This window comes from Streptomyces sp. NPDC111802 (assembly GCF_055634335.1).
The window spans coordinates 186,217-209,250 of record NZ_JBVKCZ010000014.1 but is presented as its reverse complement, the minus strand read 5'-3'; the positions used below and the strand labels follow the sequence as shown (position 1 = coordinate 209,250).

Annotated in this window: 19 protein-coding genes and 1 pseudogene; 9 read left to right on the top strand and 11 right to left on the bottom strand. The window is 70.7% G+C overall.

Features of this window, described 5'->3' with window-relative positions; genetic code table 11:
• Both ACZ7NC_RS18275 and ACZ7NC_RS18270 read left to right on the top strand, forming a co-directional pair.
• The coding region (locus ACZ7NC_RS18275; protein WP_471489395.1) for a cytochrome c oxidase subunit I at positions 1-978 on the top strand (978 nt) is incomplete at its 5' end.
• Positions 975-1,298 carry a hypothetical protein gene (locus ACZ7NC_RS18270; RefSeq protein ID WP_471489393.1) on the top strand — a complete coding sequence of 108 codons (324 nt, stop codon included), beginning with the start codon at positions 975-977 and terminating at the stop codon, positions 1,296-1,298. The genes ACZ7NC_RS18275 and ACZ7NC_RS18270, both read left to right, overlap by 4 nt.
• Positions 1,299-1,308: 10 nt before the next feature.
• Here ACZ7NC_RS18270 and ACZ7NC_RS18265 read toward each other — a convergent pair whose 3' ends face one another.
• The gene (locus tag ACZ7NC_RS18265) at positions 1,309-3,273 is read right to left on the bottom strand and encodes a ricin-type beta-trefoil lectin domain protein (protein ID WP_471489392.1); all 1,965 of its coding nucleotides are present in this window, start codon (positions 3,271-3,273) and stop codon (positions 1,309-1,311) included.
• 199 nt (positions 3,274-3,472) lie between these two features.
• Between ACZ7NC_RS18265 and ACZ7NC_RS18260 the strand changes: the two are divergent.
• Positions 3,473-4,679, top strand: a pseudogene (locus tag ACZ7NC_RS18260) (glycosyltransferase).
• Positions 4,680-4,779: 100 nt separating this feature from the next.
• Positions 4,780-5,103 carry a PepSY domain-containing protein gene (locus tag ACZ7NC_RS18255; RefSeq protein ID WP_471489390.1) on the top strand — a complete coding sequence of 108 codons (324 nt, stop codon included), beginning with the start codon at positions 4,780-4,782 and terminating at the stop codon, positions 5,101-5,103.
• Positions 5,104-5,139: 36 nt separating this feature from the next.
• On the opposite strand, the gene ACZ7NC_RS18250 is transcribed toward ACZ7NC_RS18255, so the two are convergent.
• On the bottom strand, positions 5,140-5,802 hold the full coding sequence (locus ACZ7NC_RS18250) for a TetR/AcrR family transcriptional regulator (RefSeq protein WP_471489408.1): 663 nt from the start codon (positions 5,800-5,802) through the stop codon (positions 5,140-5,142).
• A gap of 185 nt (positions 5,803-5,987) precedes the next feature.
• Between ACZ7NC_RS18250 and ACZ7NC_RS18245 the strand changes: the two genes are divergently transcribed.
• Positions 5,988-7,238 (top strand): YncE family protein, encoded by a 1,251-nt coding sequence (locus ACZ7NC_RS18245; protein WP_471489389.1) that lies wholly within the window; start codon positions 5,988-5,990, stop codon positions 7,236-7,238.
• Here the strand turns inward: ACZ7NC_RS18245 and ACZ7NC_RS18240 are convergent, their stop codons facing one another.
• The 4 genes from ACZ7NC_RS18240 to ACZ7NC_RS18225 all read right to left on the bottom strand — a co-directional run bounded on the left by ACZ7NC_RS18240 (position 7,239) and on the right by ACZ7NC_RS18225 (position 13,229).
• Positions 7,239-8,438 carry a glycosyltransferase gene (locus ACZ7NC_RS18240; RefSeq protein ID WP_471489387.1) on the bottom strand — a complete coding sequence of 400 codons (1,200 nt, stop codon included), beginning with the start codon at positions 8,436-8,438 and terminating at the stop codon, positions 7,239-7,241.
• Complete coding sequence (locus tag ACZ7NC_RS18235; protein ID WP_471489386.1) at positions 8,435-9,226, bottom strand: MerR family transcriptional regulator; 792 nt, start codon at positions 9,224-9,226, stop codon at positions 8,435-8,437. Before ACZ7NC_RS18235 ends, ACZ7NC_RS18240 begins: the two co-directional genes overlap by 4 nt.
• A 64-nt stretch (positions 9,227-9,290) precedes the next feature.
• Positions 9,291-11,150 (bottom strand): cellulase family glycosylhydrolase, encoded by a 1,860-nt coding sequence (locus ACZ7NC_RS18230; RefSeq protein ID WP_471489384.1) that lies wholly within the window; start codon positions 11,148-11,150, stop codon positions 9,291-9,293.
• A 72-nt stretch (positions 11,151-11,222) separates the two neighbouring features.
• Positions 11,223-13,229 (bottom strand): GTP-binding protein, encoded by a 2,007-nt coding sequence (locus tag ACZ7NC_RS18225; RefSeq protein ID WP_471489382.1) that lies wholly within the window; start codon positions 13,227-13,229, stop codon positions 11,223-11,225.
• Positions 13,230-13,520: 291 nt separating this feature from the next.
• Between ACZ7NC_RS18225 and ACZ7NC_RS18220 the strand changes: the two genes are divergently transcribed.
• Together ACZ7NC_RS18220 and ACZ7NC_RS18215 are read left to right on the top strand one after the other, a co-directional pair.
• Positions 13,521-14,657: a carboxylate-amine ligase gene (locus ACZ7NC_RS18220; protein WP_471489380.1), complete on the top strand. Its 1,137-nt coding sequence runs from the start codon at positions 13,521-13,523 to the stop codon at positions 14,655-14,657.
• 17 nt (positions 14,658-14,674) lie between these two features.
• Positions 14,675-15,775 carry an XdhC family protein gene (locus ACZ7NC_RS18215; RefSeq protein ID WP_471489378.1) on the top strand — a complete coding sequence of 367 codons (1,101 nt, stop codon included), beginning with the start codon at positions 14,675-14,677 and terminating at the stop codon, positions 15,773-15,775.
• Positions 15,776-16,057: 282 nt separating this feature from the next.
• Here ACZ7NC_RS18215 and ACZ7NC_RS18210 read toward each other — a convergent pair whose 3' ends face one another.
• Positions 16,058-16,558 carry a metallophosphoesterase family protein gene (locus ACZ7NC_RS18210; RefSeq protein WP_471489377.1) on the bottom strand — a complete coding sequence of 167 codons (501 nt, stop codon included), beginning with the start codon at positions 16,556-16,558 and terminating at the stop codon, positions 16,058-16,060.
• A 144-nt stretch (positions 16,559-16,702) separates the two neighbouring features.
• On the opposite strand from ACZ7NC_RS18210, the gene ACZ7NC_RS18205 reads away from it, so the two are divergent.
• Both ACZ7NC_RS18205 and rfbC read left to right on the top strand, forming a co-directional pair.
• On the top strand, positions 16,703-18,640 hold the full coding sequence (locus ACZ7NC_RS18205; protein WP_471489375.1) for a glycosyltransferase family 2 protein: 1,938 nt from the start codon (positions 16,703-16,705) through the stop codon (positions 18,638-18,640).
• 4 nt (positions 18,641-18,644) lie between these two features.
• The gene (gene rfbC, locus ACZ7NC_RS18200; RefSeq protein WP_471489373.1) at positions 18,645-19,259 is read left to right on the top strand and encodes a dTDP-4-dehydrorhamnose 3,5-epimerase; all 615 of its coding nucleotides are present in this window, start codon (positions 18,645-18,647) and stop codon (positions 19,257-19,259) included.
• A 15-nt stretch (positions 19,260-19,274) separates the two neighbouring features.
• On the opposite strand, the gene ACZ7NC_RS18195 is transcribed toward rfbC, so the two are convergent.
• From ACZ7NC_RS18195 to ACZ7NC_RS18180, 4 genes are read right to left on the bottom strand one after another with little or no spacing between them, the layout of a single operon-like run.
• Positions 19,275-20,078 (bottom strand): class I SAM-dependent methyltransferase, encoded by an 804-nt coding sequence (locus tag ACZ7NC_RS18195; RefSeq protein WP_471489371.1) that lies wholly within the window; start codon positions 20,076-20,078, stop codon positions 19,275-19,277.
• On the bottom strand, positions 20,065-20,946 hold the full coding sequence (gene rfbD, locus ACZ7NC_RS18190) for a dTDP-4-dehydrorhamnose reductase (protein WP_471489369.1): 882 nt from the start codon (positions 20,944-20,946) through the stop codon (positions 20,065-20,067). Before rfbD ends, ACZ7NC_RS18195 begins: the two co-directional genes overlap by 14 nt.
• Positions 20,943-21,932 carry a dTDP-glucose 4,6-dehydratase gene (gene rfbB, locus ACZ7NC_RS18185; protein ID WP_471489368.1) on the bottom strand — a complete coding sequence of 330 codons (990 nt, stop codon included), beginning with the start codon at positions 21,930-21,932 and terminating at the stop codon, positions 20,943-20,945. The genes rfbD and rfbB overlap by 4 nt, the downstream gene beginning before the upstream one ends.
• Positions 21,929-22,996 carry a glucose-1-phosphate thymidylyltransferase gene (locus tag ACZ7NC_RS18180; protein WP_471489366.1) on the bottom strand — a complete coding sequence of 356 codons (1,068 nt, stop codon included), beginning with the start codon at positions 22,994-22,996 and terminating at the stop codon, positions 21,929-21,931. Before ACZ7NC_RS18180 ends, rfbB begins: the two co-directional genes overlap by 4 nt.
• Between the last annotated feature and the right edge of the window lie 38 nt (positions 22,997-23,034).

Here is a 23,034-nt window from a genome sequence, read left to right as displayed (position 1 = left end):
CTGGAGGCGGACCGCAAGTTCGGCGCCCATGTCTTCGATGCCGCGAACGGCGGGGCGTTGCTGTGGCAACACCTGTTCTGGTTCTTCGGGCATCCAGAGGTGTACATCATCGCGTTGCCGTTCTTCGGCATCATCAGTGAGGTCATCCCGGTCTTCTCCCGCAAGCCGATGTTCGGCTACATGGGTCTGATCGCGGCGACCATCGCGATCGCGGGTCTGTCCGTGACGGTGTGGGCGCACCACATGTACGTCACCGGAGGCGTCCTGCTGCCGTTCTTCTCCTTCATGACGTTCCTCATCGCCGTACCCACCGGCGTGAAGTTCTTCAACTGGATCGGAACGATGTGGAACGGTTCACTGAGTTTCGAGACCCCCATGCTCTGGGCCTTCGGATTCCTGGTCACCTTTGTCTTCGGCGGACTCACCGGCGTCATGCTCGCCTCACCGCCGCTGGACTTCCCGACCTCCGACACCTATTTCGTCGTGGCGCACTTCCACTACGTCATCTTCGGCACGGTGGTGTTCGCGATGTTCGCCGGCTTCCACTTCTGGTGGCCGAAGTTCACGGGCAAAATGCTGGACGAGCGCCTTGGCAAGATGACCTTCTGGACGCTGTTCGTCGGCTTCCACGGCACCTTCCTGGTCCAGCACTGGCTGGGCGTGAACGGAATGCAGCGCCGGATTCCCGACTATCTGGCGGTGGAGGGCCTGACGACGCTCAACTCGCTGTCGACCGTCTTCTCGTTCGTGCTCGGTGCGTCGCTGCTGCCGTTCTTCTACAACATCTGGAAGACGGCCAAGTACGGAAAACAGGTCGAGGCCGACGACCCGTGGGGATACGGCCGCTCGCTGGAATGGGCGACCTCCTGCCCGCCGCCGCGGCACAACTTCCTGACCCTGCCGCGGATCCGGTCCGAGTCCCCGGCGTTCGATCTGCATCACGCGCCCGCGGCGGAGAAGGAGTTGACGGCTCTGTGAGCGTCACCGACGAGTTCCTGAACGACATCGAGGGACATCTGCTGCTCGCCGCGACCCGGGAGGAAGGCCGTACGGCCGCCGCGCGTTTCAGCGCCCCGCTGCACTGGCTGACGGACGCGCAACGGGGCGAGGTGGAGCGGCGGTTCGAGGCGGAGTACCTCGCACTCGCCCGCGTCTCCTGGCAGCGCACGGCCGAGCGCGCCGGGAGACTGCGGGACGAGTACGAGGCGAGGTACCGCGACCTGCGGCGCCGTCTGCTGGCCGGCTGGCTGCTGACCTGCGCCGTGGCTCTCGGTGTTCTTGTCGTGTGCCTCGCTTAGGTCCGCCGCGCTAGCTCACCGTCCACTTCTGGTTGTCCTGGCCGTTGCAGGTCCACAGCACCAGCTTCGTGCCGTTGGCCGTCGCCGCGCCGTACGCGTCCAGACAGAGCCCGGCGTTGACGTTGGTGAGGGTGCCGTCGCTGCCCAGGTTCCACTTCTGGTTGTTCTGGCCGTTGCAGTCCCAGATGACCACGCGGGTGCCGTTGGTGGTGCCGAGGTCGTAGGCGTCGAGGCACTTGTTGCCGTAGACGACCAGTTCCTTGCGGGTGCTGTTGTACTGCCAGACCTGGTTCTGGCCGCCGTTGCAGTCCCACAGCTGGGCGTCGGTGCCGTTGGCGATGGTGTTGTCGTCGATGTCGGCGCAGCGGCCGGACCCGGTGCCCGTGATCAGCGTGCCGTTCCTGCCGGGCAGTGGCCGTACGACGATGCCTTCGAAGGTCGGGGCGCCCGAGAAGGCGATCGTGTTGGCGCTGCCCTTGGCGAGGGAGACGTTGACGGAGATGTTGCCCGGGCTTGAGCCGGTCGGCGGGAAGGAGACCTTCGTGGGGGTCTGGCCGTTGACGGTGAGCGTGGCCGTGCGGGCCGTGGACGCGTTGTTGGTGTAGGAGACCTCGACCGTCTTCAGACCGGCGCTGGCCGCGACCACGCCGGAGAAGCTCGATGTGCCGCCGTAGGTGCTCGCGGACTGTTCGGTGCCGCCCGTGACCGTGAGCATCACGGAACCGCCGGCCGGGACACTGGTGGTGTGGCTCGTGCCGGTGGTGGCCACGTTCTGCCGGGCCCACAGGTCGCGGACGGTCGCGGAGGCGTTCGTCAGGCCGAGGTCGGACCAGCGGACGGTCATGTTCTGCGTGGCCGACGTGCGGTTGAGGAGGACGACGGCACGGTTGCCGCTGCCGGCGAGGACCTTGCCGTACACCTGGAGGCCGGTGGTGTCCTCGGCGACCTTGACGCCCTGGAGGCCGCGCGGGTCCTGGTCGACGGCGATGACCTCCGGGTTGGTGAGGATGCCCGTCGTCTCGGCGGTGAGGGTGGTGAGGTCGAGGCCGGCGAGGAGCGGGGCGCCGGAGATCGCCCACAGGTTCATATGGCTGCGGCTCTGGGCGGCGGTCAGGCCGTTCATCCCGACGACCATCATGTCGGGGTCGTTGTAGTAGCCGGTGTGCTGGGCCGTGGGGTGGATGTTGCGGTCGAAGGCGGTCAGGACGCTGCTGTACGACGGTGTGCCGCCGTGGAAGAAGATGTCCGTGTTCGTCCGCCACATCGGGCCCATGCCCGGCGCCCAGTTCCACGGGTTGTCGTAGCCCCAGTTGCACAGGGAGAGGGCGAGCGGGCGGCCGGTGGTGGCGGTCGCGGTGGCCACGGCGTCGCTGATCGCCCGGTACGTCGTCCTCGGGTCGAGGCCCTCGGCGTCACCGCCGCACCAGTCGACCTTCACGAAGTCGAAGCCCCATCGCGAGAACTGGAGCATGTCCTGCTCGTAGTGTCCCTCGCTGCCCGAGCCGGGCGCGGCCGGGCGGCCGGTCGGGAAGTAGTAGCCGCAGCCGTCCTTGCCGGCGTCGGTGTAGATGCCGGCCTTGAGGCCCTTGCCGTGGATGTAGTCGGCGATGGCCTTCATGCCGCCCGGCCACTCGGCCTCGTCGACGGTGATGTTGCCGGCGCTGTCGCGGGTGCCCTGCCACCAGCCCTCGTCGATGTTGATGTATTCGTAGCCGGCCTCGGGCAGACCCGCCGCCACGAACGCGTCGACCTGCCGCTTGATGACGTTGTGGTCGACCTTCGCGGCGAACGCGTTCCACGAGGCCCAGCCCATGGGGGCGGTGGGCACCGGGATCTGCCGGGCCGTCGTCGCCGCCTGGGCCGGTGCGGGGCCGGCGAACAGCAGGGCGGCCGTCGCGGCGAGCGCGAGGACCAGGACCCGCGCGACGGCGGATCTGCGGCGGCGGACGGGGCCGACGCGAGGAGGGGGGTACATGCGGCTCCTTCATGCGGGGGGAAGGCACAGAGTTCGTGATTTCGAACAGAAGTCGAGTCATCGAACATGTGGCGCCGAAAGTAGAGCCGCGGGAGGGGGAAGTCAACGGATGGGACAGACCTGAAGTCGCCCGTTCGCGCGGCAAGTTGGCGCTCACCACGGCCGAGGCCGCCATACTGGCGGGGTGCGGGTAGCGATCATGACGGTGGGCTCCCGGGGCGATGTGGCCCCCTACACCGGACTCGGGCACGCCCTGGTCCGGGCCGGACACGAGGTGACCCTGGTGACGCACGGCCGCTTCGAACCGCTGGTGGCGGGATCGGGCGTGCTTTTCCATGCACTGCCGCTGGATCCACGAGCTGGAGTCAGCGCGCGGGCGGAGTCTGCATCGCAGCGGGACCGGCGTGGGCAAGCTCGTGCGCGTGGTGGGGATGGCGCGGAGCCTGGCCGGGCGGATGACCGACGACATGCTGGCCGCCGCGCGCACGAGCGACGTCCTGCTCCTGGCGGGCTCCACCGCGCCGCTGGGACACGCCATCGCCGAGGGCCTGTCGCTGCCCTGCGTCGACCTCCCGCTGCAACCGCTCGCCCCCACCCGGGAGTTCGCGCCACCGATGCTCGGAGGCGGCTCCTGGGGCAGCCTCGGGAACCGGGTCGCCGGACATGGGGTGACCCTGGCCGTCGAGCGGGTCTTCTCGGCGGCCGTACCCGAAGCACGCGCGAGGCTCGGGCTGCCCCGCACACGGTCCCGGGGCGGGCGAAGCGGCCCGGTGTTCCACGGCTTCAGCCCCCTGGTGGTGCCCCGGCCGTACGACTGGCGCCCGCACCTGCGCGTGACGGGATACTGGTGGCCGTACGACCGCGAGACTCAACTCCCCCGCGAGCTGCTGGACTTCCTCGACGCGGGCCCGCCGCCGGTCTTCGTGGGCCTGGGCAGCGCGACCGTGCCGGATCCGGCGCGGCTCAGCGCCGATGTCGTGCGCGCTGTACGCAAGGCCGGGCTGCGCGCAGTGATCCAGCGGGGCTGGGGCGGGCTGGAGGCCGCCGGGGACGACGTGCTGACCATCGGCGAGGTGCCGCACTCCGCGCTGTTCCCGAGGATGGCCGCCGTGGTCCACCACTGCGGGGCGGGCACGACCGCCGCCGGGCTGCGGGCCGGGGTGCCGGCGGTGCCGCTGCCGATCCAGTTCGACGAGGGCTTCTGGGCCGCCCGCCTGGTCGCCCTGAGGGTGGCGCCCCGCGCGGTCCCGCTGCGCGGGTTCACGACCGAGGCGCTGACGGCGGCCGTACGGCAGGCGACCGAGGATCCTTCCTACGGCCGTCGCGCCCGCGACCTGGCCGACGGGCTGCGCGCCGAGGACGGGGCTGCTCCCGTGCTCGACGCCGTGGACCGGCTCTGCGGCTGAATCGCTGTTCAGCTTCGTTCAGCGGGCGTTCAGCGGCGGCATCGCATCCTGGAACCGCAGAGGACCAGGCGCAGGGACTGGTGCGGCACAGGGAGTGGACATGAGGCGCAAGGGCAAGTGGATCGTCGCGGGCGTGGTCTCGGCCGTGCTCATCGGCGGCGGCACCGGACTCGCCGTGGCCACGGCCGGCGATGACTCCGAGAAGCCCATCACGGGAAGCGCGCTCGAAAGCGCGAGCGCCGCCGCGCTGGAACACACGGGTGGCGGCAAGGTCACGGACACCGAGGTCGGCGACGAGGACGGGTACTACGAGGTCGAGGTCACGCTGCCCGACGGCAAGCGGACCGACGTCCACCTCGACAAGGACTTCAAGGTCATCGGCACCAAGGCGGACAGCGAGAACGAGAAGAACGACAGGGACTGACCCCGGCATGTCCGCGGTGCCGTCACGGCACACGCGTCAGGGCCCGGCGAGCGGCGGCCCCACCGGCTGGAGGATGCCCAGGAGGATGCGGACGAGTTCGTCGACCACCTCGTCGAGGGTCGCGTCCACCCAGCCCGCGCTCCAGTCGTGCAGCAGCCCGTTGACGCTGCCGATGAACGCCGTGACGGCGAGACGGTAGTCGCGCGGCGCCGCCTCACCTCGTGCCACGGCGCCCGCCACCTCGGCGCAGACCAGGTCGATCCAGCGGGCGCGGCGGGCGAGCCGCTGCTCTTCCAGGCGGGGGCTGACACCGACGATCTCGACGAATGTGATGCGGATGCGGCGCGGGTCGGATGTGACGTTCGCGGCGTAGGCACGGAAGATCTCGGTGGCGCGTTCGGCGAGCGGCAGGTCGACCGCCTCCGCCACCGCGGCCAGCGCGGCCTCCTCCGCCCACCCGTTGACCTGGAGATGGAGGGCGGCCAGCACATCCTCCAGGGTGCGGAACTCCTCGTAGAACTGACGGGTCGACAGCCCGGCGGCCTCGCTGAGTGCCGCCACGGTCGTGCCCCGGTAGCCGGGGCTGTCGCCGAAGAGCCGCAGTGCCGCGTCGAGGAAGCGACGGTGCCGCTCGGCCTGCCGTTCCTCGGCCGACTTGCCGCCATAGCGGCCGGTGGGCGCCTTGAGCCTGCCCGCCACGCTGTCCTCCCACCGCCTCGCGGACCCGTCGGTCAAGTTTGTCGTGTACGGAGTCTTGTGGAGAAGGGCGCCCCCTCCTTACTTTTCAGTAAGTTGACTCTGAAAGCACCTGTGTTCAGATTCACCGCGCTGCTTTGGCATGCCCCACTCATGACGCCCGCCCCCCTCAGAGGAAGAGAGCAGTCATGCCTGCCATCAGACCCAGGCACCTGTGCTCCGTAGCCGCCGCCCTCGCCCTGACCGTCACCGCCCCCGCGACCGCCGCCACGGCCGCCGACTCCTCCGCCGCCCTGCGTGAGGTGCTGTTCGTCGGCAACAACTGGGACGGCACCGCCGATGTCATCAAGTCCTCCGGCGACTTCGCGAAGATCGGCCGTGTCAATGTCATCCCCGACAAGGACGAGCGGATGGCGGAGATCAACGCCAATCCGATCAAGTGGATCTACTTCATGGCGATCCGCAACAGTGTCGGTGAGGGCCACGACCAGTTCGTCGACGACATGTACTCCACGCCGGACGGCAAGTCCGTGGTCGTCTCCCGCCCCAGCTTCGCTGACGTCGTGTCCCTCGACCTCGCCACCGGGGACGTCAACTGGCGGTTCCCCGTGTCCGGTTTCCGCGCCGACCATATGGCCGTCTCCCCCGACGGCAGGCGGGTCGCGGTCTCGGCGTCGACCTCCAACACCGTGCATGTGCTGGACATCGAGACCGGCAGGGAGCTCGGCAGGTTCGCCACCGGCGACAAGCCGCACGAGAACATCTTCACCAAGGACGGCAAGTACATCTACAACATGGCGATCGGCGACGTGAACACCCAGACCGACGCCCCCTGGCTGGACTGGACGAAGGGCGACCGCCGCATCACCGTCGTCGACGCGACCACGTACCAGCAGGTCAAGGTCATCGACATGCGCCCGAAGCTGGACGCGATCGGTCTGACGGACCACTCCGACGCGGTCCGTCCCGCCGTGTTCTCGCCGGACGAGTCGAAGCTGTACTTCCAGGTGTCGTTCTTCAACGGCTTCTTCGAGTACGACCTGGCCACCGAGAAGATCACCCGCACCAAGACCCTGCCGAAGAACCCGGCGACCAGCGACGACCGCACCACCTTCGTCAACGACTCACGCCACCACGGCATCTCGATGAGCCCCGACGGCAGCAAGCTCTGTGTCGCGGGCACGATGGACGACTATGCGACCGTCGTGAGCCGTTCCACCCTCCAGGAGGGCCCGCTCGTCACCGCCTCCAAGCCCTACTGGGCCACGGTCAGCGGTGACGGCAAGTCCTGCGTGGTCTCCGAGAGCGGCACCGACCAGGTCACGGCCATCGACTTCGCGACGGGCAGGAAGCAGGTGTCCGTCCCGGTCGGCGACCACCCGCAGCGGGTCCGGCTCGGCCAGGTGGAGGCCGCCTGGACGAGTCCGTCCGCCGGCTGATCAGCCGAGGGCCTTCAGCACGGCCCCCACGCCGTCCTCGGTCGCCATGTGCCGCGCGGCGACCGAGGCGGCACGGGCGTACGACTGCTGCCGCACGGTCCGCCCGAGCGCGTCCGCGAGCCGTTCGGCGGTGAGGGACGCGAAGGGAATCGGGTCGGTGGCCGCGCCGATCGCGGCGAGCCGTGCCGCCCAGAAGGGCTGGTCCGCCGTCACCGGCACCGGGATCGCGGGCGCCGCGGCACGCAGTGCGGCTGCCGCCGTCCCGGCCCCTGCGTGATGAACCACCGCGGCCATCCTCGGGAAGAGCAGCGCGTGCGGTACGTCGCCGATGGTCAGGACGTCGTCGCCGGTGACGGCGAGCCCCGCGCTGCCCGCCTGGACGACACCGCGCAGCCCGGCGCGGCGCAGCGCCTGGACGGCGAGCTCGCTCAGCCGCTCGCCATGACCGGCCGCCATGCTGCCGAAGCCGATGAACACCGGGCGCGCCCCGGCCGCGAGGAAGTCCTCCAGTTCGGCGGGCAGCCGACGGTCGGAGGCGAGGTAGGGCCACCAGTTGCCGACGATGTCGAGTCCCGCGCCCCAGTCGGCCGGGCGCGGCACCAGCGCCGTGCTGAAGCCGTGCAGAACGGGCCGGTTCGCCCGCTCCTGGCGGCGGCGCATCCGGGCCGGAGCCGGCGGCGGCAGGTCGAGGCGGCGGCGCAGTTCGGTGACGGCCTCGGTGTAGACCCGGTCGGCCATGCGCAGGGCGAAACGCCCGGCGACGCGGTTGCCGAGCCGGCCGAAGGAGCGGGTTCCCATGACGGTGGGAGGGAAGTCGCCGGTCGGGGTGGTGGGTTGGAGGTGGGCGTCGATCGCCGGGATGCCCATGGCCTCGGCCACATGCCGGCCGAGCGGTGCCGTGGTGGTCGACAGCAGGAGCAGATCCGTACGCTGGTCCACGGCGTCGGCGAAGCCGCGGCCCAGCTCGGTGACGAACGCGGCGGCGGCGCGCAGCAGTTCGCGTCGGCCTTCGACCCCGCCTCGGCCCTGCGGGCGGCTGGGCAGGCTACGGAACTCCAGGCCGGCCTCCCCCACCAAGGGCGCGAAGGCGTCCGTCGTGGCGAGCGTGACATCGTGCCCGGCCTCGCGCAGGCCGGCCCCCAGCCCCGTGTACGGCGCGACGTCGCCGCGTGATCCGGCGGCGGCGATCAGGATCCTCATCCGTCCTCCTCCTCACGCTGCGCCCGGCGGGCCGCGTTCGCGTGCACGGCCCGGCACAGATAGGCCGCGAGGCCCGGCCGCTGCTGCGACGGCGGTACGACGAGCGCGAAGGCGCGCGGATCGGTGGCGAAGTCGTCCGCGATACGCCGGTGCATGTCGGGCGGACAGGTGGTGAACCAGCGGGCGATGTGCAGCCGGTGCTCCTCGGCGAGGTCCCTCGCCCGCTCGCCGTCGGCCGGCTCACCCTCGTCGAAGGCCGCGAGCAGCTCCGCTCGCCAGGCGGTGGCCTCGCCCATGAGCTGGTGCCAATCCTCCTTGGTGTGGGCGGCGGCGCGCGCCATCGACTCCTTCTGCCCGGCCGAGTCCTGCCACTTGAGCTGGGCCTCGGTGGCGTAGGAGAGATCGAAGCCGATCTCGCCGAAGACCTCGAAGCGTTCCTCGGGAGTCAGCTCCACGCCCGTCTGCTGGACCTCGATCGCCTGCTCGGCCACCTCGGCCAGCCGCCGCAGCCGGCCGATCTCCTCGGCCAGCTGCCGTACCCGGCCCCGGAGTTGCTCCAGGGCGTTGGCCTGCGGGTCCTTGAGGATCTCGGCGATCTCGTCGAGGGAGAAGCCGAGTTCGCGGTAGAAGAGGATCTGCTGGAGCCGGGCCAGGTCGACGTCCTCGTACAGCCGGTAACCGGCGCCGCTGCGGCCACTGGGCGAGAGCAGGCCCGCCCGGTCGTAGTGGTGCAGCGTGCGCACGGTCACCCCGGCGAAGGCCGCGACCTGCCCCACGGAATAGCTCATTCACCTGCCCTTTCGTCGGGTACAGCGTGCGGCCTGACGTAAGGGGAGGGTCAAACGGCGGTCGTCACCCGGCGTTCCGCGCGGCCCAGGCGGCGAGTTCGGACCGCGCGGCGTTCAGCAGTGTGGTGGAGGGAGCGGTCGCCCCGTTGGTCACCAGCGCGTAGTGCGGGGCTCCGGAGTCGGTGTCGGTGAGCATCAGGCGGCGGCTGCCCGTGCCGCCCGGTTCGGCGGCGACGCCGACCGGGGTGGTCGAGGTGTACGAGGGCGGCGAGTACACCGCGCCCAGGTCGGAGAGCACGGTGGTGGACCCGATCGGGAAGGACGCCGGAAGGTGCAGCTCGGTCGGCGCCGAGCCGCTGTTCGAGCGCCAGACCAGCAGCCCGTACTGTCCCGATCCCACCAGCTGTGCCACGTTCGGCAGCGAGCTCGGCACCGGGTTCCAGGTCAGCGTGGTGTCGCCGTCCCGGGAGCGGTCCTCGTAGGTGAAGGCGACGGTCGTCCCGGAGGTGGCGCTCGGATAGACCCGGTCGAGCAGCCGGGCGTCCTGGCGCAGCGTCGGCGCACCGGAGTCGTCGAGGCGTACGGCGGACAGGTCCTCGTCGTTCCAGGCGTCACCGGTGGTGAGTACCTTGTCGGGGTTGTCGTTCATCAGCTCGTGGTGCCGCCCGTTGTAGAGGTCCCACTGCCACTGCGTACCGGAGAGCACCGGGCCGGAGCCTGCCGGGTTCGACCACCAACTCGCGCCCGGCACACGGGAGTCGAGGGCCTGGTACATCGCCTTGAGCACGGTCGGCGCCTTGTCGGAGACCGAGCCCGACAGCGGGTGGCCGAACTCGCTGACGATCGCGGGCGTGCGGGTGGCCGCGGCGCGGTCGCGGACGGTCCCGAAGTCACCGGCGTACTGGCCGTCCTTCGCCTTGCCCCACATGAAGATGCCGGAGATGGCTTTCTGGTCGTAGAAGTGGGTGTTGAACACGTACCGCGGCCCGAGCGTGCCCGCGTCGAGCAGTCCGCCCTCCTGCTTCTGGAAGTCGAGGTTGGCGTTCCAGAACAGGTTCGGTTCGGCGAAGAGCGGCTTGTCCTGCCAGCCGGCCGCGTCCATCCGGGCCCGGAACCTCTCGTAGAACGGCCACAGGACGTCCCGTTCCCAGGCGCGGCTGGTCTGGCCGGAGTCATAGCTGCCGGCGTGCGGCTCGTTGTAGGGGTCGAAGCCGACGACGCCCGCGAACTCGGCGGCGGAGATGTTCTGTTTGAGATACGCCATGGTCCTCTGGGCGGTGGCGAGGAACGCGTCCTGGAGGCCGTGCTCGTTGTGCCAGAAGTCGTACGACGCCTGCTTCACCGCCTCGTTCTGGGTGATGTTCTGACCCCAGAAGAGGCAGATCCCGCAGGACTCGTCCGGGTAGTCTCCGGCGTCCACGGCCCACTTGGGGGCGCCGTCGCCGGAGTACCAGCTGTCGGGGTCGAACAGGTACCGGGAGTAGAGGTCCTGGTGGAAGTCGGGGTAGACGCGGATGCCCGCGTCGAGGAAGGCGCGCATCTGGGCGGTGGCGGCGGACAGGTACGCGGTGTCGACCTGGCCACGGACGGGTTCCGCGTAGGCCCAGGACAGCAGGAAGCGGATCGAGTTGCCGCCGCCGAGGGCGCGCAGCGCGGTCGCGGACTTCTTGGCGTCGGCGACCGAGGCGAAGGGCAGGCCGCGGTTCTCCGCCAGCTTGGTCTCGCCGGAGACGTTGTAGCCGCGCAGTACGACCTCGCGGCCGTGGCCGTCGGTCAAGCGGCCGTTCTGCACGGTGAGGGGCGTTTCGTCGAACCAGAGGGAGTCGGGAAGGGGGGCGGCGGTGGCGGGAGCGGGGCCCGCCACCGTGAGGGATCCGAGGAGGACGACCAGCACAACCAGCAGACGCGCCCGTAAGTTCGGCATTCCACTACAGTCCGGTGATATCAGGACACCGTCAATACTTCTGACCCATGAGTAAGTTGCGGCTCCGGCGGCTCAACTGCCCACTCTGCGCGTCAGGTTCAACAGATACTCCTTCCGGTTCAGCGGGTTGAAGTCGGTGCGCCGGCGCTCGGGTTCAGCGCCGCGCAGGGCCGGGGCGTAGTGGTCGAAGGCGCTCTCCAGCTCGCCCTCGCCGCGTGTCAGACCCGGCAGTTGCTGCTCCAGTTCGTGCACATGGGCCGCCGGCACCGAGCCCTCCAGTGAGCAGGAGGCCCCCCGTGTCTCCGTGGTCTGCGGCACCGCGCGCAGCCTGGTCAGGACCGGCAGCAGCGCGGCCAGGGTGTCGGTGGGGGCCTCCAGGCGGAAGCGGTGCATGGGCTCGTGGACCCGGGTGCCCGCCTCGCGCAGCGCCTCGATCAGGACCAGCGGGGTCAGACCGCGGAAGTCGTACCCGGTGCTGGACATGCTCTTGTCGAAGCCCTGGTGCGCATGGCTCTGCCGGGGCGAGTAGCCGGAGTGCGTCATGGTGACCGTGCAGTCGGGGATCTGCCAGCCGTACAGTCCCTGGCCGAGCGTCTCGCGGACGGTGTCCTCGACAGCTTTGAAGAAGGCGTACGGCATGGAGCCCAGCTCCACCTCCAGGCGGAACTCCACGCCGGATCCGACGGGCGCCGGATCGACGCGCAGGCCGACCGTCGCGAGGAAGGGGTTGCCGTCCTTCTTGTTGAACTCGACCGCCCCGCCCGAGCCGACCGGCCGCTCCACGCACAGCGGTGTCGTCTCGCGGAAGGTGACGTCGAGACCGAAATCGTCCGCGAGCGTGGCCTGGATGACCTCCTTCTGCACCTCGCCGTAGAGGGAGACGAAGGTCTCCTGCCGTACCTCGTCGTGGCGCAGGTCGATCAGGGGGTCCTGTTCGGCCAGCCGGGTGAGTGCCCGGTGCAGCGCACGCCGGTCCGTGCCGTCGGCCGGGGCGACGATGGATTCGAGGGTGGGCGGGGCGAAGAACTGCCCGTACGCCTTGCGGGGCTCGCCGATGGCGTCGCCGATCCGGATGTCGCCCAGGCCCCACAGCTTGGCGATCCGGCCCGCCGCCACCAGTTCGTCCCTGACGTCGGTGCCACGGTCGAAGACGCTGATCGCGGTGATCCTGCCTTCGGCGCGGGACTCCCCGGGATCGCCGGTGTCCGCGGTGTCCCCGGCGGCGCCGAAGCGGATGCGGTCGCGGGTGCGCAGCGTCCCGGAGAACATCCGCGCGTACGCGACCTTCTCCCCCGCCGGACCCCGCTCCACCTTGAAGACGGTCCCCGAGAGCGGTCCGTCGGCGTCGCCGTCGGCGGCGGGCAGCAGTTCCCTGATGCCGTCGATGAGTGCCCCGACGCCCGCGCCCGTGACGGCTGACCCGAAGTACACGGGGTGGGCAAGCGCCTGCCGGGTCTGCTCGGCGAGGGCGGTGCGGAGATCGTCGTAGGAGACCGCGCCCTCGACGTATGCCGTCAGCAGTTCGTCGTCGTGGTCGGCGAGGACGTCGATCGCCGACGGCGCGAGACCGGGGACGAAGCCCGCTTCGCGGGTGCCGAGGGCGTGGGCCGTGCCCATCGGCACGACGGCCGCCGTCAGCCGCTCGGAGACGGCTCGCAGGACGGCGTCGTGGTCCGCCCCGCGTCGGTCGATCTTGTTGACGAAGACGAGGGTCGGGATGCGCAGCCGCTGCAGCGTGCGCATCAGGACCCGGGTCTGCGGCTGGACGCCCTCGACGGCGGAGACGACCAGCACGGCGCCGTCGAGCACGCCGAGCACCCGCTCCACCTCGGCGATGAAGTCCGGGTGGCCGGGGGTGTCGATGAGGTTGACGGTCACGTCGTCGAGCGCGAAGGAGACGACGGCGGACTTGATGGTGATGCCGCGCTGCCGCTCCAGCGCGAGGGAATCGGTCTGGGTGTTCCCGGCGTCGACACTGCCGATCTCGTCGATCACGCCGGCCGAGTGCAGCAGGCGCTCGGTCAGGCTGGTCTTACCCGCGTCGACATGGGCGAGGATCCCGAGGTTGAGCAAATGCACGAAACGTCATGTCCTTCGGTGAGGGGGTCGTTCCTTCCTGGGTGGACATGAACGCAGTGCGCATCTTCTTCTCCTGGATCTTCGGCGATCGGTCCCGTGCAGTGCAGCAGACCGCCGCGGCCGACAGCAACGGATTAATGCCCGAGCCGCCCGGTCAGCGGCCCGGACCCGGCCACCCATGGTTTGACCCGCGGCGACCGCGGCACTCGGATCTCCCGCGCGCGTGCAGGTACCTGGTGGCCGCCACGGCGGGATCCGGACTCAGGCAACGGGACTAGTCAGAGGCGGCCGATGACGACGATCGGTGTGGAAGAGGAGTACCTGCTGCTCGACCCGGTCACGGGACTGCCCGTGCCCCTGGCCGAGAAGGTACGCGCCGCGGCGGGCCTGGCGCCCTTCGTGGCCGCCCAGGAGGTGCAGAGCGAACTGCTGCAGGCGCAGGTGGAGGTGGCCACCCCGGTGTGCAGCACGCTGGAGGAGGCCGGGGCGCATCTGCGGCGGCTGCGGCACGCCGTCGCGGCGGCGGCCGAGCGGTACCAGTGCCGGCTCGCGGCCTGCGGGACTTCGCCGCTGCGCCACGGCCGGCCCGTGGCCGTCACCGACAAGGCTCGCTACCGGGCCATGCGCACGCAAGCGCCCCAACTGGTGGCGGAGCAGCTGGTCAACGGTATGCATGTGCATGTCGCCGTACCCAGCCGGGAGGCGGGCGTGCAGGTCATGAACCGGCTCCGGGTCTGGCTGCCGACGCTGACGGCGATGTCGGCGAACTCCCCGCTCTGGGAAGGCCACGACACCGGCTTCGCCAGCTGGCGCACCGTGGTCTTCAGTCGCTGGCCGGTCAGCGGCATGCCGCCGTACTTCCATGACGTGGCCGACTACGACCGACGCGTGCAGCGGCTGGTGAAGAGCAGGCTGATCTCGGACCCCGGGCAGTTGTACTGGCAGACCCGCCTCTCGGCGCAGTACCCCACCATCGAGGTGCGGTGCTTCGACGTCCAGCTGCGTGTCGATGACGCGGTCATGCTGGCGGGCCTGGTGCGTGCCCTGGTGAGTACGGAGCTGGAGGCGGTGTCCGCCGGCTCCCCGGCGCCCGACTGGGCCCCGGAGCTGCTCAGTGCCACGCTGTGGCACGCCGCCCGGCACGGTCTGAGCGACACCGTGCACGACCTCGACGGCAACGCACGCGGCGCGGGCGACGTGCTGTACCAGCTCCTGCGCCACGTCACTCCCGCGCTCGAAGCCTCCGGCGACACCCGGCACGTGGCCGCCCTGATCCACCGCCTCCTGCAGGACGGAACCGGCGCGGACCGACAGCGCGCCGCCCTCGCCGACGGTGGCCTCCGGGCAGTCACCGACCTCATCGGCGCGGAGAGCACGACACCCCGAGCGAGCCAATACGCGGACGAAGAGCCGACCAGTCAAATTTGACCTGCGAACATACGGATATGCGTGACATTCTCCCGGCGATCAGCGGCTGGTACACGGCCGGCGTTCCGTTCGGGCTCGCCACGGTGGTCGCCACCAGCCGCAGCGCCCCGCGCGACCCCGGAGCCTCGATGGCCGTGGGCCCGGACGACGAGGTCGTGGGCAGTGTGTCCGGCGGCTGTGTCGAGGGAGCCGTCTTCGAGCTCGCGCGGGAGGTGGTGGCGAGCGGCGAGGCACGGCTGGAGACCTTCGGGTACAGCGACGAGGACGCCTTCGCGGTCGGGCTCACCTGCGGCGGCGAGATCACCCTGCTGGTGCGGTCCGTGACGCCGGAGAGCGATCCGTCGTTCGGGGAGGTCGCGGAGTCGGTCGCGGCGGGCGGTCCGGTGACCCTGGCGACGGTGACCGACGGGCCCGCCCCGCGCGGAGCGACGCTGGCGGTGTGGCCGGACCGGGTCGCCGGCACCCTCGGCACGCCCGGCCTGGACGTGGCGGTCACCGCCGACGCGCGCGGCGAACTCGCCCTCGGCGCCACGGGCCTGAGGCACTACGGCCCGCACGGTGAGCGCCGCGAGGACACGGTCACCGTCTTCCTGCACTCCTTCGCCCCGCCGCCCCGCATGCTGGTCTTCGGCGCGATCGACTACGCGGCCGCGGTCGCCCGCATCGGCGCCTTCCTCGGCTACCGGGTCACGGTGTGCGACGCCCGCCCGGTCTTCGCCACGCCGAAACGCTTCCCGGCGGCCGTGGAGGTGGTCGTCGACTGGCCGCACCGCTACCTCGGCGGCACCGACACCGACGAGCGCACGGTGATCTGTGTGCTCACCCACGACCCCAAGTTCGATGTGCCGCTGCTACAGGAGGCGCTGCGTCGCCCCGCGGCGTACATCGGGGCGATGGGCAGCCGCCGTACGCACGACGACCGGATGAAGCGGCTGGCCGAAGCCGGGCTCGACGAGGGCGAGTTGGCCCGGCTGCGCTCCCCGGTCGGGCTCGACCTCGGGGCCCGCACCCCCGAGGAGGTCGCCGTGTCCGTCGCCGCCGAGATCGTCGCGCTGCGGTGGGGCGGCACGGGCGCCCCGCTGACGGCCACGGCGGGCGCGATCCATCCGTCGTCGTAGCAGCCGGGGCGAGAGCCGGACGCACCGCCCGACTCGCTGCGGGCGGCATCGACGCCGACGAGCGCACGGTGATCTGCGCGCTCACCCGGCGATGTGACGGGCGGGACAGAAGTGACCACCTTCAGGGTGTGTAAGGCGGGCGCAGAAGGGTAGTCCCCGCACAACGGAGGCATATGCCTCCGAGCAGAGCCTCTGAATGGGAAGGAGGTCCATGACAGCGCATCAGCAGTGTCCGGGCCGCTTCCCAACGGATGGAGCGGCCCGGATCTTGTGTCGGGGCCCTCAGCGCTGCGGCAGCCGGTGCAGCCGCACATCCCTGAGCAGGCCCTCCGCCACGGTCGCGGTCATGTAGGTGCAGTGGGGCTGCCGGCGGCGGTCCGTCGGAGAGCCGGGATTGAGCAGGCGCAGTCCCGTGGGGGCGGTGGTGTCCCACGGGATGTGGCTGTGCCCGAAGACCAGGACGTCCAGGTCGGGAAAGCGGGCGGCGCAGCGCGCCTCGCGCCCCTGGGCGGGGCCGGTCTCGTGTACGACGCCGAAACGCAGGCCGCCGAGCTCGACGTACGCCATTTCGGGGAGCCGGGCACGCAGGTCCGGGCCGTCGTTGTTGCCGTGGACCCCGACGAGCCGGGCGCAGCGGCTCTCCAGCAGGTCGAGCGTGGCCGTGTCGACCCAGTCCCCCGCGTGGAACACGACGTCGGCGCGCGGCACTTCGGCGAGCAGCGCCTCCGGCAAAGCCTTGGCGCGCTTGGGCAGATGGGTGTCCGACATCAGCAGCAGGCGCACGCCGTCAGGCTACCGGCGAGAAGATCGCCATGCGGGGTCGCCATGGTTGAGCGGTGGACAAAGCCGGTGACAGGGTTAGGATTTGGCCACGAGCACCACAATCCGACGTTAACGCACAGCGACCCCTAGGGGGCTCGAAGCCGGATGCCGGTCAAGGTCAGCGTCGTCATCCCCGTGTACAACCCCGGGGTCTATATCGAGGACTGCGTCACCTCACTGCTCCGGCAGTCGCTGCCGCCCGACGAGTACGAAGTGATCTTCGTCGACGACGGCTCGACCGACGAGACACCCGCCCGGCTGGACGCGCTCGCCGCCGCGGAGCCCCGGGTCACCGTCGTCCACCAGGAGAACTCCGGCTGGTCGGGCAAGCCCCGCAACGTCGGCATCGAAGCCGCGCGGGGCGAGTACGTGATGTTCGTCGACAACGACGACTACCTCGGCGACGAGGCCCTTGAGCGGATGTACGACTACGGCGTGGCCAACGGCGCCGATGTCGTGGTCGGCAAGATGGCCGGCAAGGGCCGCGGGGTGCCGGTGGAGCTGTTCCGCCGCAATCACCCGCGTGCCACCGTCGGAAACGCGCCACTGATCGACAGCCTCACCCCGCACAAGATGTTCCGCCGCGCCTTCCTCGACGACATCGGCCTGCGCTTCCCCGAGGGCAGGCGGCGCCTGGAGGACCATGTCTTCGTCACGGAGGCGTACCTGCGCGCGGCCAACGTCTCGGTGCTCGGCGACTACGTCTGCTACTACCACGTGCGCCGGGACGACGCCTCGAACGCCGGTTTCCAGCGCTTCGACCCGGGTGGCTACTTCAAGAACCTCCGTGAGGCCCTGGACGTCGTCGAGCAGTACACCGAGCCGGGCCCGCTGCGCGACCGGCTCTTCCGGCGCTGGCTGCGGGTGGAGATGGTCGAGCGGATGCGCGCGCGGCGGCTGCTCGCGCTGCCGGCCGACTATCGCCGGGAGCTGTTCGAGGAGATGCACCAGGTCGTCGTGGAGCGCTTCGGACCCGGTGTCGCGGCCGGGCTCCAGCCCACGCAGCAGGTCGTCGCCGCGCTGATCGCCGCGGACCGGTACGACGACGTCGAGGCCTTCGCCGAGTGGGAGGCGGCAATCGCGCTGACGGCCGTCCCCGAGCGCGTGGCCTGGGAGGACGGGGTGCTGCGGGTGGCCTTCACCGCCGAGTACACCTCCGCCGGAGAGCCGATGACCTTCGCCGCCGGCACGGCCCGTACGCCCCTCGACGGACCGCCCGAGGACGTGGCCGCGGCCGTCGCCTGGGTCGGCGCGGACACCGTGGGCCGGTTCGGCCAGGCCACCGCAGACCTGCTGGTGCGCGAGCGCGTCAGTGCCGCCCAGTACTTCCAGCCGGTGGAGTTCACCCGGGAGGAGGTGCCGGCCGGGGACGACGGCCGGGTCCGTCTGGTGCTGCGCGCGACCGCCGCCGTCGACCCCGGCAGCCTCACCCGCGCCGGTCTGTGGGACACCTTCGTCCGGGTCAAGCTGGGCGGCTGGACCAAGGAGTGCCGCCTGGGCCCGGCCCCGCGAGCGGACCGCCCCACCCTCTCCCCCGGGCTGGCCGGCGGCCATCTGGTCCTGCCTTACTGGACCTCCCCGCACGCACATCTGGCCCTGGACGTCGACCGGGCGACCCATCGCCTCGGCCTGGGCACCCTCGCACCGGGCGACGTCACGGCGTCGGGCGACAGGCTGCGCGCACGGCTCCCGCTGTACGTCCCCCACGACGGCACCGAGGTGTCACTCCGCCTCACCTCGCCCCACACCGCCCACGACGTCCCCGCCGCACTGTCCCCCCAGGGCTCCGGCGCACTGCTGGAGGCCGTGCTGCCCCTCGGTGACCTGAGAGGGTCGACGTGGCGAGTGGCTCTCGGCGCGCCGGGACCCCGCTTCCTCCCGCTACCGCTCGCCCTGCGCGCCGGAAACGGCGGGGTGCAGGTCGTGCGCACCGCCCGCCCCAGTGCGCTACGGCGGCTGGTCCGCAGGGCGCGACGCAAACTCGGTACGGCACTGGGCCGAACGGCGACCCGGCTGCGGGCTCGCGCGGCCCGGAGGAGGTGACGCCATGCGGTCCCTCGGCATCGAAGGCGCCTGGGCGCTGGAGCCCAAGGTCTTCCCGGACGAACGGGGCAGCTTCCACGAGTGGTACCGGGGCGCGGAGTTCCGCGAGGCCACCGGCTACGACCTGTCGCTGGCCCAGGCCAACTGCTCGGTCTCCCGCTGGGGCGTGCTGCGCGGCGTGCACTTCTCCGATGTGCCGCCCGGACAGGCCAAGTACGTGACCTGTCTGCGCGGCGCCGTCCTCGACGTGGTGGTCGACATCCGCGTCGGCTCACCCACGTTCGGCCGCTGGGAGGCACTGCGCCTCGACGACGACAGCCACCACGCGGTGTTCCTCGCGGAGGGCCTGGGCCACGCCTTCATGGCCCTCACCGACGACGCGACGGTGGTCTACCTGTGCTCGACCGGCTACGCCCCGGAGCACGAACACGGCGTGGACCCCTTGGACCCCGAGCTGGGCATCGCCTGGCCCGAGCACATCCCACCGCTGCTGTCCCCCAAGGACGCGCGGGCTCCTTCGCTGGCGCAGGCCCGAGAGGCCGGACTGCTGCCGTCGTACGTGGACTGCAAAGCCCGCTACGACCAGTTGCGCGGCGGGAACGGTTCGGCTACGCCCTAGCGGGCGCGGGACTGCTCATCCCGGTGCCACCAACCGCTCGACTGCCGCGCGCAACGGCTCCCACCCCCGCGACCGCCCGACCCGCAGCGAGCGGGCCCTCGCGAGCGGCTTCCAGAAGCTCGCCCCGAGCAACGCCTCCGGTGCCACCGCGCCCGCCCGATCCAGAATCGTCTCGGGCACCTTCTGCGGATCGGGCACGTCGTACTCGGCCACGATCTCGTCGTACCGGTCCCGCAATACCGTGTTGCGGCGGTCGGCCCCGAAGACGACGAGCTGCCCGGTGGGCTGGGTGTCCACGAGCACCGTCACCAGATCGGGGCGATACCGCCCGAGGATCTCGGCGATCTTGTACACGTCCCCGGTCCACGTCCCGGTGTGCCGATCCCGCGCAGCCTCGTCGACGTTGCGCGGCAGCATGTCGTCGAAGACGATCACACTCGTCCAGTCCGAGTGCCGCTCGATGTTCATGAAGTCCCGCAGCGCGTACTCGAACAGATGCATGCCGTCGATGAACGACAGGTCGAGGACGGGGCGGCGCCAGTACCCGAGCGGACGGCGCCCGCGCCGCAGGTTGCGCAGCGGATGACGGCCGCCCCTGAGGTGGATGAGCGGGTTGTCGCGGGCGAAGAAGTCGTCGCTGGTGGCTTTCACCAGGTGCACGTCGCAGCGGATCTCCGTGACCACCTTGAAGGCGGGGTCGACGGCGATGGTGGGGACGCGGGACAGCCGTAGGCTGCGGCCGTCGTTGACGCCGATCTCCAGGTAGTTGCGGTTGCCGCTGACCTTGTGCAGTTCCCTCAGGAACTCATGGCGTTTCACGAAGGGTCTCCTTGCGGATCCGGGGCAGTGCTTCGTGCAGGGCGGTGCGCCAGTCGCGCGCCGGCGTGAGGCCCAGCCGCTCCCGACGGCCGTGCGCGAGAACGCTGTACGCGGGGCGGGGCGCCGGCCGGGGAAACGCCTCGCTGGTGACGGGGCGCACCCGGTCGGGGTCGGCGTCGAGCAGCCGGAACACCTCGCGGGCGAGGTCGTACCAGGTGGCCTCGCCGGAGTTGGTGGCGTGGAGTACGCCGGTCGCGTCACGGCCGACGCGCGGGCCGAGGTCGGCGACGAGCGCGGCGACGTCGGCGCTCCACGTGGGCTGGCCGCGCTGGTCGTCGACGACGTCCACGGTGTCGCGGCGGGCCTCCAGCTCGATCATCGTCCGGACGAAACTGCGGCCGTGGACGCCGTAGAGCCAGGCGGCGCGCAGCACCGCGCTCGCGGCCGGGAGTTCGTCCGACACTCCCCGCTCGCCCGCCAGTTTGGTGCGGCCGTAGACGGTGCGCGGGGCCGGGGGGTCGTCCTCCGCGTAGGGGGTTCGGCCGTCTCCGGCGAAGACGTAGTCGGTGGAGACGTGGATGAGACGGGCGTCGTGCGCGGCGCAGGCCCTGGCGAGGAGGCGCGGGCCGTCGCCGTTGACGCGCAGGGCCTGTTCCTCGTCCGTCTCGGCTTGGTCGACGGCCGTGTAGGCGGCGCAGTTGACGACCAGTTCGGGGTGGCGGGTGGCAAGGGCGCGGTCGGCAGCGCGGGAGTCGGTGATGTCGAGAGCGGCATGGTCGAGGCCGGTCACCTGCTCGCCGCGGGCGAGGAGTTCCTCGACCACGTCTCGGCCGAGCATGCCGCCGGCGCCGGTGACGAGCCACCTCATCCGTGCTCCTGGCCCACGCGGCGCTTGAGGGGTTCCCACCAGTCGCGGTGCTCGCGGTACCAGTCGACGGTGGCGGCGAGGCCTGACGCGAAGTCATGGCGGGGTCGGTAGCCGAGTTCGGTGCGGGCCTTGGTCCAGTCGACGGAGTAGCGCAGATCGTGACCCTTGCGGTCCTCGACGTGCCGCACCCGCTCCCAGCCGGCGCCGCATGACCGGAGCAGCAGCGCGGTGAGGTCCTTGTTGCTCAACTCGGTGCCGCCACCGAGGTTGTAGACCTCGCCGGGGCGGCCGTTGGTGCGCACGAGTTCGACACCGTGGCAGTGGTCGTCGACGTGCAGCCAGTCGCGGACGTTGAGGCCCTCGCCGTAGAGGGGGACCCGCTCACCGTCGAGGAGGTTGGTGATGAACAGCGGGATGACCTTCTCGGGGAACTGGTGCGGGCCGTAGTTGTTGGAGCAGCGGGTGACGCGGACGTCGAGGCCGTGGGTGCGGTGGTAGGCGAGCGCGAGCAGGTCGGAGGAGGCCTTGGAGGCGGAGTACGGCGAGCTGGGCCGCAGTTGGGCCTCCTCGCTCGCGGAACCCGTCTCGACGGAGCCGTAGACCTCGTCCGTCGAGATGTGCACGAAGGGTTCGACGCCGTAGCGCAGTGCGGCGTCGAGCAGGGTCTGGGTACCGAGCACGTTGGTGAGGACGAAGTCGCCGGCGCCCGCGATCGACCGGTCCACATGGGACTCGGCGGCGAAGTGCACGACCTGGTCGGCCTCGGCCATCAGCTTGTCGACCAGTTCGGCGTCCCTGATGTCCCCGCGCACGAACTCCAGCCGGGGGTGGTCGAGTTCGAGGTTGTCGAGGGTGCCGGCGTAGGTGAGCTTGTCGAGCACCGTGATCCGGGGCGCGTCGGGAGCGCCCGGCGCGTCGCGGGCGAGCAGGGTGCGGACGTAGGTCGAGCCGATGAAGCCGGCGGCGCCGGTGACAAGAAGGTTCATGGGTGGATCTGCACCTTGCTGTGGTCTCCGAGGACGAGTCGGTGGGCGCTGGGGACACTGGGCGCGGGCGTGACCTCGACGTGCCGGCCGATGAGCGAGGACTCGATCCGGCCGGCCCCGTGGATCGTGGCGTCCCGCAGCACGATGGAGAACTCCAACTCGCTGTCGGTGATACGGCAGTTCTCCGCGATGGAGGTGAAGGGGCCGACGTAGGAGTCCTCGACGATCGTCCCGGCGCCGACCACGGCGGGTCCGACGATGCGCGAGTTGACGATGCGTGCCCCTTCTTCGACGATCACCCGTCCCACGGTCTCCGACGCCTCGTCGACCTCGCCGTCGATGCGGCGGGTGAGGCCCTCCAGGACGGTCCGGTTCACCTCCAGCATGTCGGCGACGTTCCCGGTGTCCTTCCAGTAGCCCTCGATGACGGTGCAGCGCACGTCGGCGCGGGAGTCGATGAGGTGCTGGATGGCGTGGGTGATCTCCAGCTCGCCGCGCCAGGACGGAGTGATGGCGCGGACCGCGTCGTGGATCACCGGTGTGAACAGGTAGACGCCGACGAGGGCGAGGTCGCTCTTGGGGTGTTCCGGTTTCTCCTCCAGGCCGAGGACCTGGCCTGTGTCGTCGAGTTCGGCGACACCGAAGGCGCGTGGGTCCTGCACCCGGGTCAGCAGGATCTGGGCGTCGGGGCGCCCGCGCCGGAACTCGTCGACGAGGTCGGCGATGCCGCCGACGATGAAGTTGTCGCCGAGGTACATCACGAAGTCGTCGTCGCCCAGATAGTCCCGGGCGATGAGCACCGCGTGGGCCAGCCCCAGCGGGCGTTCCTGGGGAATGTAGGTGATCTCCAGACCGAACTTGGAGCCGTCTCCGACGGCGTCCTGGATCTCCGGGGCGGTGTCACCGACGATCACACCGACGTCGGTGATACCGGCGGCGGCGATGGATTCCAGTCCGTAGAAGAGCACGGCCTTGTTCGCCACGGGCACGAGCTGTTTGGCCGAAGTGTGCGTGATCGGCCTCAGGCGCGTACCGGCACCACCGGACAGTACGAGAGCCTTCATCGGTTCACCTTAGCCCCGATTCCGCCAGTTTGACGGTG

Excerpts from the sequence above, each read along its gene's own strand:
- ACZ7NC_RS18265 (WP_471489392.1), bottom strand. The coding sequence starts at position 3,273 with ATGTACCCCCCTCCTCGCGTCGGCCCCGTCCGCCGCCGCAGATCCGCC.
- ACZ7NC_RS18235 (WP_471489386.1), bottom strand. The coding sequence starts at position 9,226 with ATGAGCTATTCCGTGGGGCAGGTCGCGGCCTTCGCCGGGGTGACCGTG.
- ACZ7NC_RS18180 (WP_471489366.1), bottom strand. The coding sequence starts at position 22,996 with ATGAAGGCTCTCGTACTGTCCGGTGGTGCCGGTACGCGCCTGAGGCCG.
- ACZ7NC_RS18220 (WP_471489380.1), top strand. The coding sequence starts at position 13,521 with ATGACGACGATCGGTGTGGAAGAGGAGTACCTGCTGCTCGACCCGGTC.
- rfbB (WP_471489368.1), bottom strand. The coding sequence starts at position 21,932 with ATGAACCTTCTTGTCACCGGCGCCGCCGGCTTCATCGGCTCGACCTAC.
- ACZ7NC_RS18215 (WP_471489378.1), top strand. The coding sequence starts at position 14,675 with ATGCGTGACATTCTCCCGGCGATCAGCGGCTGGTACACGGCCGGCGTT.
- ACZ7NC_RS18230 (WP_471489384.1), bottom strand. The coding sequence starts at position 11,150 with ATGCCGAACTTACGGGCGCGTCTGCTGGTTGTGCTGGTCGTCCTCCTC.
- rfbD (WP_471489369.1), bottom strand. The coding sequence starts at position 20,946 with ATGAGGTGGCTCGTCACCGGCGCCGGCGGCATGCTCGGCCGAGACGTG.
- ACZ7NC_RS18205 (WP_471489375.1), top strand. The coding sequence starts at position 16,703 with ATGCCGGTCAAGGTCAGCGTCGTCATCCCCGTGTACAACCCCGGGGTC.
- ACZ7NC_RS18240 (WP_471489387.1), bottom strand. The coding sequence starts at position 8,438 with ATGAGGATCCTGATCGCCGCCGCCGGATCACGCGGCGACGTCGCGCCG.
- ACZ7NC_RS18255 (WP_471489390.1), top strand. The coding sequence starts at position 4,780 with ATGAGGCGCAAGGGCAAGTGGATCGTCGCGGGCGTGGTCTCGGCCGTG.
- ACZ7NC_RS18245 (WP_471489389.1), top strand. The coding sequence starts at position 5,988 with ATGCCTGCCATCAGACCCAGGCACCTGTGCTCCGTAGCCGCCGCCCTC.
- rfbC (WP_471489373.1), top strand. The coding sequence starts at position 18,645 with ATGCGGTCCCTCGGCATCGAAGGCGCCTGGGCGCTGGAGCCCAAGGTC.